General features: G+C 41.6%; 13 protein-coding genes. 6 read left to right on the plus strand and 7 right to left on the minus strand.

What is annotated here, in order from left to right; all coding sequences use genetic code 11:
* Positions 1 to 7 precede the first annotated feature (7 nt).
* The 4 genes from pdhA to D8991_RS05525 form a co-directional block, all read right to left on the minus strand.
* Positions 8 to 1,012 carry a pyruvate dehydrogenase (acetyl-transferring) E1 component subunit alpha gene (gene pdhA, locus D8991_RS05510; RefSeq protein ID WP_120489162.1) on the minus strand — a complete coding sequence of 335 codons (1,005 nt, stop codon included), beginning with the start codon at positions 1,010 to 1,012 and terminating at the stop codon, positions 8 to 10.
* A gap of 293 nt (positions 1,013 to 1,305) precedes the next feature.
* Positions 1,306 to 2,637, minus strand: a complete 1,332-nt coding sequence (locus D8991_RS05515; protein WP_120489163.1) for an Nramp family divalent metal transporter — start codon at positions 2,635 to 2,637, stop codon at positions 1,306 to 1,308.
* A 154-nt stretch (positions 2,638 to 2,791) separates the two neighbouring features.
* The gene (locus D8991_RS05520) at positions 2,792 to 4,195 is read right to left on the minus strand and encodes an OmpP1/FadL family transporter (protein WP_120489164.1); all 1,404 of its coding nucleotides are present in this window, start codon (positions 4,193 to 4,195) and stop codon (positions 2,792 to 2,794) included.
* A gap of 30 nt (positions 4,196 to 4,225) precedes the next feature.
* Positions 4,226 to 5,236 (minus strand): hypothetical protein, encoded by a 1,011-nt coding sequence (locus tag D8991_RS05525; protein ID WP_120489165.1) that lies wholly within the window; start codon positions 5,234 to 5,236, stop codon positions 4,226 to 4,228.
* Between the two features lie 135 nt (positions 5,237 to 5,371).
* On the opposite strand from D8991_RS05525, the gene proS reads away from it, so the two are divergent.
* A complete protein-coding gene (gene proS / locus D8991_RS05530; RefSeq protein WP_120489166.1) occupies positions 5,372 to 6,847 on the plus strand; it encodes a proline--tRNA ligase in 1,476 nt (491 codons plus the stop codon).
* Between the two features lie 300 nt (positions 6,848 to 7,147).
* Here the strand turns inward: proS and D8991_RS05535 are convergent, their stop codons facing one another.
* Complete coding sequence (locus D8991_RS05535) at positions 7,148 to 7,591, minus strand: type I restriction enzyme HsdR N-terminal domain-containing protein (RefSeq protein WP_120489167.1); 444 nt, start codon at positions 7,589 to 7,591, stop codon at positions 7,148 to 7,150.
* A gap of 6 nt (positions 7,592 to 7,597) precedes the next feature.
* Here D8991_RS05535 and holA point away from each other — a divergent pair, with 6 nt between their 5' ends.
* The 5 genes from holA (at position 7,598) to D8991_RS05560 (ending at position 12,235) form a co-directional block, all read left to right on the plus strand.
* Positions 7,598 to 8,632: a DNA polymerase III subunit delta gene (gene holA / locus D8991_RS05540; protein ID WP_120489168.1), complete on the plus strand. Its 1,035-nt coding sequence runs from the start codon at positions 7,598 to 7,600 to the stop codon at positions 8,630 to 8,632.
* A 12-nt stretch (positions 8,633 to 8,644) separates the two neighbouring features.
* Entirely contained in the window at positions 8,645 to 9,103 is a 459-nt protein-coding gene (locus tag D8991_RS05545; protein WP_120489169.1) for a BON domain-containing protein, read from the plus strand.
* 81 nt (positions 9,104 to 9,184) lie between these two features.
* Positions 9,185 to 10,615 (plus strand): dicarboxylate/amino acid:cation symporter, encoded by a 1,431-nt coding sequence (locus tag D8991_RS05550; RefSeq protein ID WP_120489170.1) that lies wholly within the window; start codon positions 9,185 to 9,187, stop codon positions 10,613 to 10,615.
* A gap of 39 nt (positions 10,616 to 10,654) precedes the next feature.
* Complete coding sequence (locus tag D8991_RS05555) at positions 10,655 to 11,353, plus strand: SAM-dependent methyltransferase (protein ID WP_120489711.1); 699 nt, start codon at positions 10,655 to 10,657, stop codon at positions 11,351 to 11,353.
* Between the two features lie 45 nt (positions 11,354 to 11,398).
* Entirely contained in the window at positions 11,399 to 12,235 is an 837-nt protein-coding gene (locus D8991_RS05560) for a CvfB family protein (RefSeq protein WP_120489171.1), read from the plus strand.
* Positions 12,236 to 12,268: 33 nt separating this feature from the next.
* On the opposite strand, the gene D8991_RS05565 is transcribed toward D8991_RS05560, so the two are convergent.
* Both D8991_RS05565 and coaD read right to left on the minus strand, forming a co-directional pair.
* Positions 12,269 to 12,466, minus strand: a complete 198-nt coding sequence (locus tag D8991_RS05565) for a hypothetical protein (protein WP_120489172.1) — start codon at positions 12,464 to 12,466, stop codon at positions 12,269 to 12,271.
* Between the two features lie 3 nt (positions 12,467 to 12,469).
* Complete coding sequence (gene coaD, locus D8991_RS05570; RefSeq protein WP_120489173.1) at positions 12,470 to 12,928, minus strand: pantetheine-phosphate adenylyltransferase; 459 nt, start codon at positions 12,926 to 12,928, stop codon at positions 12,470 to 12,472.
* Positions 12,929 to 12,931 lie beyond the last annotated feature (3 nt).

Genomic DNA, 12,931 nt, shown 5'->3' on the forward strand with positions numbered 1-12,931 from the left:
GTAAATATTAGTTATTTTCTACTTTATCAAGGAAAGGATAATCTTCCTGAGCATAGACATACTCGTAGATTTTTTCTTTGTCTGGGAATGGGGAGTTCTCCATAAACTCTACACATTCTTCTACGAAATTTTTTGATTTTTCATCAATAGCTTCTAATTCTGTTTCGCTTGCCCAGCCATTAGCTAAAATCCTTGACTTCACGAGTTCGATAGGGTCTTGCTCTTTATACAAACCAACTTCTTCTTTGGTTCTGTAAGGCTCTGCATCAGACATAGAGTGCCCCCTGTATCTATAAGTTCGTGCTTCTATAAAGGTAGGACCATCACCTCTTCTTGCTCTTTCAATAGCCTCGTAAGCGCCTTCGGCTACTTTCTCTGGATCCATAGCATCTATAGCGTAGCAAGGCATTTCATAGCCGAGACCGAGCTTATAGATATCCTCGTGGTTAGCAGTTCTTTTCACGGAAGTACCCATTGCATACTGGTTGTTCTCTACTACAAAAACCACTGGGAGTTTCCAGTTCATCGCCATATTGAAAGTCTCGTGCAAAGAGCCCTGGCGAGCGGCACCATCTCCAAAGAAACAGATATTTACTGCCTTTCTATCAAAGTATTTATCCGCAAAGGCAATACCCGCTCCCAAAGGAATCTGCCCCCCTACGATACCGTGCCCACCATAGAACCTGTGCTCTTTACTAAAAATGTGCATAGAACCACCCATACCGCCAGAAGTACCCGTAGCCTTACCGCAAAGCTCTGCCATAATCCTCCTCGGATCTACGCCCATAGCCATAGGGTGTATGTGGCATCTGTAAGCGGTAATCATACTGTCTTTGGTCATATCCATAGCGTGAACAAAACCCGCCGGGATAGCTTCCTGACCATTATACAAGTGTAAAAAACCTCTGATTTTTTGTTTTAGATAGAGAGAACGACATTTATCTTCAAATCGTCTCCACATTGTCATATCAGCATACCATTTCAGATATACTTCTTTAGAAAATTCCTTCATAGTTTTTAGAAATTATGGCGCAAAAATATAAAAAGTATTTCGGTTATTAAAGATTATTTCATCTTTATTATCAATCTTATTTTTTCTACTCTTTTAATTTTTTATTAACCTATACCACAATTTAAGGCTCAGAGTTTTTTGGAGATAAAGATGATAGTATAATTAACAAAGAATAAATAATCACAAATCTAAAGATAAAGAAATGCCTCAAGGAGAGATATAATAAGTTTTAAGTAATAATCAACAAAAGCAATTCTACTTTTTATAGAGTTGCTTTTTAATTGTCTCTATTTTCACCCTCTCCCCCATTCTGCAATCGTTTCATAGAGAAGATAAAGGTTGAGGAGGATAATAATGATAGAAATCACCCAAGCGAGGATTTTTATAGGAATTTTATTGACGAAAACACCCATTTTCAACTTATCATTAGTAAAAAGTACGAGTGGAACAACCGCAAAACTCAGCTGCATAGAGAGTATAACTTGGCTAAATACTAACAAATCAGCTGTTCCTTTTTCACCATAAGCTATGGTAATGATAAGTGCGGGGATTACGGCTATCAGGCGTGTGATAAGCCTCCTGAGCCAAGGTTTCAGGCGTATGTTGAGAAAGCCTTCCATCACGATTTGCCCCGCAAGGGTACCCGTAAGCGTAGAATTTTGCCCCGATGCCAGTAGCGCCACTGCAAAAACTACGCTCGCAAGGCTGGTACCGAGTATAGGTGCCATTAGCTCGTGGGCATCGTAGATTTCTGCTACTTCGCGGTGACCAGAAGTATGAAAAATTGCTGCAGAAACAATCAATATCGCTGCATTAATAAAAAATGCGATAAATAATGAGAGAGAGCTGTCCCAAGTTGCAAATTTTATCGCCTCTCGCTTGCCTTCCTCCGTTCTCTCGTAGTCTCTTGTCTGCACGATGCTGCTGTGTAGATACAGATTGTGGGGCATCACTGTAGCACCTAAAATCCCAATGGCAATATACAGCATTGATGGATTGGTTACCACCTCTGCCCTTGGTAAAAGTCCGCTCAAAATAGGAAATACATCAGGTTTGCTAATGATAATTTCATAGACAAAGCAGCTGAGGATAATGAGCATTAAAGCCCCTACGACGCTTTCCAGAAGTCGGAAGCCTCTCGCTTGCAGAAGGAGTATCAGAAGTACATCTGCTACTGTAATTACAATGCCCCAGCTTAGCGGAATGCCAAAAAGCAGGTTTAGGGCAATCGCCGAGCCCAGAACTTCAGCGAGGTCGCAGGCAGCAATCGCAATTTCACAGAGCACCCACAGAAAAAAATTCACACTCGGGCTGTGATGGTCTCTACACGCTTGTGCCAAGTCTCTCTCTGCCACTATTCCCAGCTTGAGAGACAAATGCTGGAGCAACATTGCAAAGAGATTAGAAATAAGCACTACCGAGAGCAGTGTATAACCAAACTGGGAGCCTGCGGCAATGTCTGTAGCCCAATTTCCAGGATCCATATAGCCTACGGCAATCATCAATCCTGGACCTGCATAGGCAAGAAATTTGCGCCAAGTTTTCGTATTCTTTGGAATTCTCACAGAGGCGTGTACCTCAGGTAGCGAATGTTCGTTTTTCTCTCGTCTCCAAGCTCTTTTCATAGGTGCAAATATACAAAAAACATTAGAGAGTTAGCTTAAACTAACAATGAGATATTATCTCTTTTTTAATTAGAATGATGAATGGATATTTAATCCTAAGAAAAAAGAGACAATAAAAATATTGCCTCTTTTCAGTGTATAAGGGAGGAATGCCTTAAAACTTCCAACCTAAAGTAAAGGTTAGGATGTTTCTAATGTTTTTAACCTCAGATACAGCATAGTCTCCTGAGAAATTATTTGTAGTTTTTGTGGAGTAGTAGCCACTCTCTGCTGCATCATCGCCATAGAGAAAGAGGTTAGAGTACTTAGCATTGATGTGCTGGAAAGCAGCATCTATGTAGAAGGACTTAAAGTCGTATCCTAAACCCGCAGCAAGAGTAGTTCGCTCTCCACTGATAGGATTATTATATCGGTTATCAGAAGTGCTTCCATTGGCATTAAAAGAAGTTACGAGCACATCCTTATGCTGTTTTGTAGCATAAGCATAGCCTCCTCTAAGCCTAAACTGATGATATCTGTACTCTGCACCTACACGAAATTCCGATTGGTTTTTATTAAAATCTTTGTAATAATTCTCAAACTCGGTATCTACCCCCTTGCTTTGGGTATCATATTTTGGACGGGTGAGACCTAAGGAGTAGTCTACATTCAGAGCAAAGTTTTTGCTTGGAACATAGGCAGCGCTTATCGTAGTTTTTAGTGGAGAGATAAAGTTTCTGCTCTCGGAGTACTGTCTATCACTCTTTCCATCTTTTGAGTAGTATTGATATGTTCTATCTATCTTCCACCAAGTAGGAGACTCTACTGCAAGACCAAGACGAAACTCCTGAGAAATCTTTCCGATAATACCCAGATTCAGAGATGCACCAGAAGCCTCCTCAGCATAAGGAGTATATTGTTTGTTAAAGTACTCTATTGTACCGTCAGAGACCTTTTTCCACGCAGAAGTATCATCTTGTTTAATGTCGGCAGAGTATAGATTTGCCGATACCCCTAAGTAGATTTTGTTTTCATAATTAGCTCCACCAGCGATGCTGATCTTGGAGAGATTTCCCGTCCTGTTATAAGCGTGCCCATTAAAACGATAAATAGGAGTGTTCGTATTATCTAACAATGCTATATTGGGATTAGCAGGGGTTTCTACATAGTTTTCAATAGACTTCGCTGAGTAATTAACCGCTAAATTGAAAAACTTAAAGCCCGACTGCTCATTTGTCTGAAATACAGAAACAGCACCTACCTGACCGAGATTGACCTTACTAAGACTGTATCCAAGAGCTGCACCGTGCATTCTGCTGGTGTTTTTACTATTATCAATATTCAGAGATAGACTCAAATCATTGGTAATATAGACTCCGATACCTGCGGGGTTAGAATTCACACTGGAAATATCTCCTCCCAGAGCTCCTAATGCACCCGCCATAGCATTAGATTTAGATGTACCTGCTACCTGTATATCAGAATATACATCTGCTGCATTTTTTAGTACCGATATATCCTGAGCCTGCACAAAATAGGAAGCTGCAACGCCCAGTACTGTTAAATACTTTCTTATCATTTCTATTAATTTTTTAAGTTTAATGTTTAATTATCGTCTCATTCCACCTGTACCACCAGTTCTAAGGCTACTTCCACTGCCGGAGTTCATATGAATCCCTCCTCCACTGGAGCCACTGCTGTTCATATTCGTATTTCTAAAGCCTCCATTATCAAAGGAAGAGTTTCTCCTCATAGAATTGGTATTTGAATTATTCCTCATACCACCATTATACTGAGGTTCCTGTCTGTAATAGCCATTAGAAGATCGGTTATTGTTATAGTAACTACCCGTTCTGTATGAATCATCGGAATAATTTCTGTTAGAACCAGAATCCATTCGTATACCAGGATACTGTCTATTTGCAGGCTCAAAAACTCTGCTGTTAGAATAGCCACTTGTATTTACTCCGCTTGCTCGCCTTGGGTAATAATTATACCCTCTACCATAATAGTACGGATAATAATAACCACCATAATAAAATGGGTCATAGTAGCCATAATAGCCTCCATAATATCTCCAAGGATAGTAGTATGGGCTGTAGTATCTGTTATAACCATACCACGGGCTTCCCCAGCCCCAACTGAAACCAAAATTCCAACCGCTCCAAGAGTCCCAACCCATATTCCAACCCCAAGGATAAGAATATCCATAATCCCAATAATAAGGAGAATAGCTTCCCCAGCCCCAATATGGATTATAACTGTTGTAATTATAATAGTTGATTTGAGTACCTGTATAATCTCCCCAGTCGGAACTCGGTTTTTTATGAGAATATTTGGTTCTGTATCTGGATTTTGCTTCCTCTACATTTTCTTTATTCTTTTCTATAACTCCTTTCCCTGCATTGAAATCATAAGGCTCTCCTACTTTATTCCCAGAATCAGGATAGTAATCTTTTGGCAATGTATCCTTATTTGGGTCGTAGTACACTCCATCGGTTTCGGTATATCCTCCTGTATAGACTATACAAGATGTCATTAGAAGCGATGCAGAAAATGCCATTGTAGCCATTTTAAGCGCTCTAAACCCGAAAAAATTGTTGTAGATACCAGTTTTCATAACAAAAAATTTTTAAATTTTAATATATTTGCAATCGTTTTGAAACCAAAACTATACCAATAGATTTTGAGAATCATAGTGTAAAAGTACGGTTTTTATTTTAGATTAATGTTTAAAAAAAAGTTAAAACTATAAATGGCAAAATTAACATCAAGAAATGAGGATTACAGCAAATGGTACAATGAGCTTGTAACCAAAGCCGATTTAGCAGAAAGCTCTGGTGTAAGGGGCTGTATGGTCATCAAACCCTACGGATATGCAATCTGGGAAAAAATGAGAGACGAAATGGATAGAAAGTTTAAGGAAACAGGGCATCAGAACGCTTACTTCCCGATTTTTGTACCCAAAAGCCTCTTTGAAGCTGAAGAAAAAAATGCTGAAGGCTTCGCAAAAGAATGCGCCGTAGTTACCCACTATCGATTGAAAACCGACCCCGAGAATCCTCAAAAGCTCATCGTAGATCCAGAAGCTAAGTTAGAAGAAGAGCTTATCGTAAGACCCACTTCTGAAGCCATTATATGGAATACCTACAAGAGCTGGATACAATCCTACCGAGACCTCCCTATTCTCATCAACCAATGGGCAAATGTCGTTCGCTGGGAAATGCGTACCCGACTCTTCCTCCGCACCGCTGAATTCCTCTGGCAGGAGGGGCACACTGCACACTCTACAAGAGAAGAAGCCGTAGAAGAAACCGAAAAAATGCTGGAAGTATATGCTGATTTCGCAGAAAACTTTATGGCAATTCCCGTAGTAAGAGGCGTTAAAACCCCAAGCGAAACTTTCGCGGGAGCAGAAAAAACCTATTGTATAGAAGCCCTGATGCAAGATGGTAAGGCACTACAAGCAGGGACTTCCCACTTCCTCGCACAGAATTTCTCTAAAGCCTTTGATGTGAAATTTACCAATAAAGAAGGTAAGTTAGATTATGCTTGGGCAACCTCCTGGGGCACTTCCACAAGGCTAATGGGCGCACTTATTATGACCCACTCTGATGACCTCGGGCTGGTACTCCCTCCCAACCTCGCACCGATACAGGTAGTCATCGTACCTATATTCAAAGGTGAAGAGCAGCTCGCACAAATCAGCGAACAAGCATTAAACATCGTGAGCAAACTCAAACAAAAAGGTATCTCTGTAAAGTTCGATGATGATACCCAAAACAAACCAGGATGGAAGTTCGCCGAATACGAACTCAAAGGAGTACCCATACGCATCGCAATGGGAGCTCGAGACCTTGAAAATAAAACTGTAGAAATCGCCCGTAGAGATACCCTCACCAAAGAAACTCAACCCATAGACGGTATAGAAAACTATATAGAAAACCTCCTTAAAACCATTCAGCAGGATATCTACAACAAAGCCCTCAACTACCGAGATGAGCATATAACAAAAGTAGATACCTACGAAGAATTTAAACGAGTACTCGAAGAGAAAGGTGGCTTCATCTCTGCTCACTGGGACGGCACCGAAGAAGAAGAACAGCGAATAAAAGACGAAACAAAAGCAACCATCCGCTGCATTCCTCTTGATAGCCAACCCGAAGAAGGCGTCTCCCTCATCACAGGAAAACCTTCCAAACAGAGAGTCCTCTTCGCCAAAGCCTACTAATACAGCATAGCCGGTGAGGCACAGCTACCAGCTGACGGACTTAGCCACAGTGTGGTAGGCAATTATTCTGTCGTCATATGACGACGGTATAGTTTTGTGCCAAAAAGTCCTGTCGGCACGCCCCGACGGTATAATCTTCTGCCAAAAAATCCTATCGTCATATGACGACGGCATAGTTTTGTGCCAAAAAGTCCTGTCGGCACGCCCCGACGGCATAGTTTACTACCTAAATTGCCCCGTCGGGGTACTTATCAGCTTCTGGCTAATAGCTGATAGCTTCTGGCTAATAGCTATTAGCCATCAGCCAAAAGCCTGCTTGCCTATCGTGTACTGCTGGGTATGGCTATCGTACTGGGCAGAGATATGGTGGAGACCATTGCTGAGGATAATCTGCTCGGCACCGATAGTGGAATTATACCTTGCGACTTGCTCAAAGGTTTTTTCGCTCAGCTTGATGTGGGGAGCTTTGCATTCTATCAGGATTTTGGGGAGGGTTTTCTCGGTAATCAGCAGGTCGATTCGCTTGGGAGTACCATTGACTTCCACCTTTTTTTCGGTGATAAGAGCAGAGGGGCTGTATTTTTTCTCAGTGATGAAGAAATGTACCCAGTGCTGGCGCACCCATTCCTCTGGGGTAAGCAGGAGCCACGCCTTGCGGACTACATCATAAATAAAAAACTTATCTTTGTCTCGTTTAATCTGGAAATCAAATTTCGTTTTGAAATTAAGCACAGGAAGCTCCATACGATTATGAAAGAATTAGAATCACTCGTCAAAAATATCAAAAATAAAGAAATACTGCCGATTTATTTCCTCCACGGTGCAGAGCCTTATTTTATAGACCAGCTGGTAAAGGTGATAGAGGATGAAGTGCTCTCGGAAGATGAGCGGGACTTCAACCAAACGGTAGTTTATGGAAAAGATACCTCGTATCCAGAGGTGCTTTCGCTGGCTCGGCAGTTCCCAATGATGGGCGAAAGGCAAGTTATTATCGTAAAAGAAGCCCAAGACCTACGCCTCACTGAAACTGAAACCGAAGCGCTGATACAGTACGCTCAGAACCCCATCCCCAGTACGGTGCTGGTATTTGCACACAAAAATAAAAAGCTCGATGGCAAGAAAAAAAAGCTCAACGCCGCACTGAAACCCTACCTCTTCCTCTCTGAAGAGGTGAGAGATTATGAGCTCCCAAAACTCATCCAACAAGAATTACAAAAGATGGGCATCAAGACCGCTCCCAATATCTCCAATCTACTGGCAGAATATATGGGGAACGACCTTTCGCGTATCTTCAATGAGCTGAATAAAGTAAAAATTATCCTGAAAGATGGGGAGGTACTCGATGAAAAATTAGTGGAGCGGTATATCGGTATTAGCAAAGAGTATAATGTCTTTGAACTGCAAAATGCCATTGCCCTGAAAGATGTAACGAAAGCCTTTAAAATCGCCTACTTTATGGGTAAGAATGAGAAAGAAAACCCTATCATCAGTATTGTTTCCGTACTTTTTTCGTTCTTTTCAAAGGTGATTATCTATCATACCCTTGCCGATAAATCCAAAGCCTCTGTGGCAACAGCACTGGGGATTAATCCATTTTTTGTAAAAGATTATCAGGCTTCGGCTGGGCTTTATCCACTCAAATATGCTACGAGAATCATCACCCTCCTACGGGAAATCGATATGAAGTCTAAGGGCTTGGGAGCTAACCAAACTTCAGACGGAGAACTGCTAAAAGAGCTGGTGTATAAAATCATTAACATCGATAAAATAAAAGTGAAAGTTTAAAAAGATAGAATTATGAAAAGACTGATAAGAATAAACCTCATCTCCATTCTCGCTTTAATGCTGGTGGGGTGTGATGCTAACTCAGATGAAGTGCTGCAACAGCAAGCAGAGCAAATCATCTCTGCCTATCCCAATGCTTCGGTGGAAGTAAAAGATGGCGTACTTACCCTAAAAGGGAATTTTGACACTTCAAAAGACAAAGCAGAAGCCCTACAAAAGCTGAATAAAATTAAAGATACACAGACTGTGAAAGACGAGGCTACATCATTAGAGGATTTAATAAAGGATACCAGTATCTCCCCAGAAGATTTACAAAAGGTGATAGACCTCGCAAAGGACTTCCCCTCTATACAAGTAGAGGTAGTAGATGGGAAACTCACGCTAACGGGTAAAGCATCTTCTACTCAGGATAAAATCATCAGGCGCTCGCTCCCAACACTTGATATAGACTATAATTATACCGTACAATAGAAGGATGCAGGTACATCCTTTCTTTGTAACTTGGTTTGAAAAGCGATATATTTGCCCTCATTCAAATAAATGAATTAAAGAATGAAACACCTTAAAATATTCAGGCTTATTGCTCTTCTCTCGGTAATTACAGCATCTATTGCACACGGTATTCATTTCCTTTCTCCTATATCTGATGAAATTCTAAAAGCAGCACATTTATTTCTCGGTATAGGAGCTATTCTTTATGGAATTAGCAGGAAGCACCTCACAACTTGGATTATGGTATCCATCATCCTTGGAGTACTGGTGGGGAGCGATGCACCCAGTATAGCAATAGCCCTTCAGCCACTAAGCCAAGGCTTTATTAAGGTAATTAAAACCATCGTAGGGCCTATCTTAATCGCTACTTTGGTCTATGGAATAGCTGGGCACTCCGACCTGAAGCAGGTAGGGCGTATGGCGTGGAAGTCATTAGTCTATTTCTACAGCCTTACTACCATTGCTCTATTCATAGGTTTGGCAGCGATTAATATTTCCCAAGCAGGTGCGGGGGTAGATGCCTCCAAAATCCCACAGTACGAGCTACCATCGGCTTCGTCTGCAAAGGAAAAAGACCTTAAAGCATTAGAGCATATCGCTAAAAATGACCAGTGGATTTATAAAACTACATCCTTTTTCAGAGATGTATTCCCTGAAAACATCATTAAATCGGTGTACGAAAACCAAGTGCTTCAAATCGTAGTATTCTCCGTAATCTTCGGGATAGGATTGGCAAAGCTCCCTGAGGAAAAGAAGAGACCGATTGTAGATTTTATGGATAGCCTCGCAGAGACGATGTTTAAATATACCCACATTGTGATGTATTTCGCACCTATGGGCGTAGGCGCAGCAATGGCTTATACCGTAGGGCATATGGGTGTGGATATCTTAAAATACCTCTTTATGCTCCTCTTCACGCTCTATGCAGCGCTGATTGCTTTTATCCTCCTTATTTTGTTGCCTATTGCCCTCTATTTTAGGATTCCTATCAGGAAATTCGTTCAGGCGATAAAGGAACCCGTGTCTATTGCCTTTGCAACCACCAGTTCAGATGCTGCTCTGCCTACTGTAATGCAGAATATGGAGAACTTCGGAGTACCGAGAAAGATTGTTTCCTTCGTAGTACCTACGGGGTATAGCTTTAACCTTGATGGCACTACGCTCTACCTCTCCCTCGCCTCTATTTTTGTAGCTCAAGCGGCAGGCATAGACCTCTCTTTTGGGCAGCAGTTGCTCATCTGCCTTACCCTCATCGTTACCAGCAAAGGCGTAGCCGCCATTCCACGAGCATCGCTGATTATCCTGATAAGCACCGCAGACCAGTTTGGGCTCCCCACCTTTATTATCGCAGCGATATTAGGAATAGATGAGCTTATGGATATGGGGCGTACCTCTGTAAATGTTATCGGGAATTGCCTCGCCTCTGTGGTTATTGCTAAATGGGAAGGCGAGTTTGATGATGCCAAAGCCTTAGCCTTTGAAGAAGAATAATATTAATTACCATTGAAACCTACTAAAGCTAACCCAACTATGCTTTTCCTTATCCCAGCCTATCTATCTGATGAATCTCCACAAGCATATTTCGCACCGATAATTAAGGAATATATCCTGAAAACCAATTATTTTTTTGTGGAAAATGAGAAAACAGCACGCAAAGTCATCAAATTCTTTGCTCCAGAGAAGAAACAGGCAGATTTAAAACTCTTCCTCCTCGATAAATATTCTGAAACGGAAGACTTAAAAGAGGCTCAACAACTGATGAAACAAGGACAAGACTTTGGGCTACTCTCCGAAGCTGGACTCCCCTGCATAGCCGACCCAGGTAATATTATGGTAAGCTGGGCACACCGAAATGGGATAAAAGTTATCCCCGTCAATGGACCTTCATCCATCATCTTAGCACTGATAGGGAGTGGGTTTAATGGGCAGGAATTTACCTTCCACGGTTATCTACCGATAGATAAATCTCAGAAGAAAGCTAAAATCCAACAACTGGAACAGCAAGTACAGCGTACAGGCTATACCCAAATCTTTATGGAGACCCCATACCGCAACAATCAACTTTTTGATGACCTTACGAAATACCTCTCTCCAAGCTCAAAACTCTGCATAGCGGCGAACATCAACCACCCTGCGGAGGAGTTTATTAAAACCCTAAGCATCAGAGACTGGAAAAACCATAAACCCGAGCTCCACAAAATCCCCACTGTGTTCGTTCTCGGGAGATAAGTGCTCTATTTTCATTCATTTCAACCCTAATTTAATCTACAAACTATGCAGGCAGGCAAGACCCAAACCCTCACCATTACCGAAAAAACAAATCAAGGCTTCTATCTTTCAGATGTGAATAACGAAACTGTATTTATCGCCAACATCTTCTCAGAAAATCATTGGAAAAAAGGCGATGAAGTAGAGGTATTCATCTACCAAGAAGATGGAATTCTAAAAGCCACCAACGAGAAACCCTATGCCGAAGTAGGCGAATTTGCCGTAATGAAATGCGTGCAAACCCTGCCCTCAGGGGCATTCTTGGACTGGGGCATTATCAAAGATATTTTTGTGCCCTATAAAGAGCAAAAAGGAAAAATGGTAGAAGGCAAACGCTACCTGGTTTTTGTCTATGAAGATGAAGCAACTGGACTTATCACCGCCACTGCCAAGTTTAAACGGAACCCTTCCTACTCTCATCTCCCGCTCAAAAAGGGAGAAAAGGTCTCTCTCATCGTGATGAACGAATCTGAATTGGGGTGGAATGTGATCATCAATCAAAAATACATCGGGCTCATCTATGCCTCAGAAGTCTATACCCCGCTCTACCCCCTTTCCGAGATTACGGGCTACATAAAAACCCTGCGCGAAGACGGCAAAATAGATGTGAGCCTGCAGCCCCAAGGCTTTGAAAACATAGAAATCTACAAAGAATACATCCTCCAAAAGCTCGAAGAGAACTATGGACTGCTCCACCTCTCTGATAAATCTTCCCCTGAGGAAATAAAATCTGTAGTCCAAATGAGCAAAAAGAATTTCAAAAAAGCTATCGGTAGCCTCTACAAAGAACAAAAAATACAAATCTTTGAGGATAAAATTACCATTGTGAATGATAAGAGATAGGGTAGCTTTTGGCTACTGGCTTTTGGCTAATTATCATTTTAATAAAAAAATCCTGTATTTTTTATCAACTTTTAGGTTCTTAACCGCGTTTTCCTGGTTCCTAACCAGGTCAACGGCCTTTTTAACCGCAACGACGGGGTCTTTAACCCTATCATTTGGGTCTCTGACCCTTTCTCTATTTTTAATGTAAGCTCCCCTCGTGCTAACGAGCTCCCCTACTAAGTGCCTCACTGGCTACAGTGTGACGGCTTCGGGGACGAGGAGGGAGTAGTCTCCATTATGAGCGATAATCTCACGGACGATGCTACTGCTGATAAACGACTTCCCAGAGGAAGTAAGGAGGAAAACCGTCTCCAGCTTTTTATGGGAAATGGTTCGGTTGGTATGGGTAATCGCCTTTTCAAACTCGAAATCGGCAGGGTTTCGGAGCCCACGAAGGATATACTGAGCATTTTTTTTAGCACAGTAATCTACGGTAAGCCCTTCATAATAATCTACCTCCACATTGGGGAAGTGCTCTACGGATTTTTGTATAAATTCTATCCTCTTTTCGAGAGGGAACATATAGTTCTTCTTGGAATTTTGCCCAATAGCGATGATGAGCTTGTCGAAAAGGGGTACAGCGCGTTCTATAATATCATAATGTCCTAAGGTAATCGGATCAAAAGACCCTGGAAAGACTGCGATTTTCATTTT

The sequence above is a fragment of the Bergeyella cardium genome (genome assembly GCF_003614945.1).
GTDB lineage: Bacteria > Bacteroidota > Bacteroidia > Flavobacteriales > Weeksellaceae > Bergeyella_A > Bergeyella_A cardium.

Coding starts and splice junctions, on each gene's coding strand:
- D8991_RS05515 (WP_120489163.1), bottom strand. CDS start 2,637: ATGAAAAGAGCTTGGAGACGAGAGAAAAACGAACATTCGCTACCTGAG.
- D8991_RS05560 (WP_120489171.1), top strand. CDS start 11,399: ATGCAGGCAGGCAAGACCCAAACCCTCACCATTACCGAAAAAACAAAT.
- D8991_RS05545 (WP_120489169.1), top strand. CDS start 8,645: ATGAAAAGACTGATAAGAATAAACCTCATCTCCATTCTCGCTTTAATG.
- coaD (WP_120489173.1), bottom strand. CDS start 12,928: ATGAAAATCGCAGTCTTTCCAGGGTCTTTTGATCCGATTACCTTAGGA.
- D8991_RS05555 (WP_120489711.1), top strand. CDS start 10,655: ATGCTTTTCCTTATCCCAGCCTATCTATCTGATGAATCTCCACAAGCA.
- D8991_RS05550 (WP_120489170.1), top strand. CDS start 9,185: ATGAAACACCTTAAAATATTCAGGCTTATTGCTCTTCTCTCGGTAATT.
- D8991_RS05535 (WP_120489167.1), bottom strand. CDS start 7,591: ATGGAGCTTCCTGTGCTTAATTTCAAAACGAAATTTGATTTCCAGATT.
- pdhA (WP_120489162.1), bottom strand. CDS start 1,012: ATGAAGGAATTTTCTAAAGAAGTATATCTGAAATGGTATGCTGATATG.
- proS (WP_120489166.1), top strand. CDS start 5,372: ATGGCAAAATTAACATCAAGAAATGAGGATTACAGCAAATGGTACAAT.
- D8991_RS05525 (WP_120489165.1), bottom strand. CDS start 5,236: ATGAAAACTGGTATCTACAACAATTTTTTCGGGTTTAGAGCGCTTAAA.
- D8991_RS05520 (WP_120489164.1), bottom strand. CDS start 4,195: ATGATAAGAAAGTATTTAACAGTACTGGGCGTTGCAGCTTCCTATTTT.
- holA (WP_120489168.1), top strand. CDS start 7,598: ATGAAAGAATTAGAATCACTCGTCAAAAATATCAAAAATAAAGAAATA.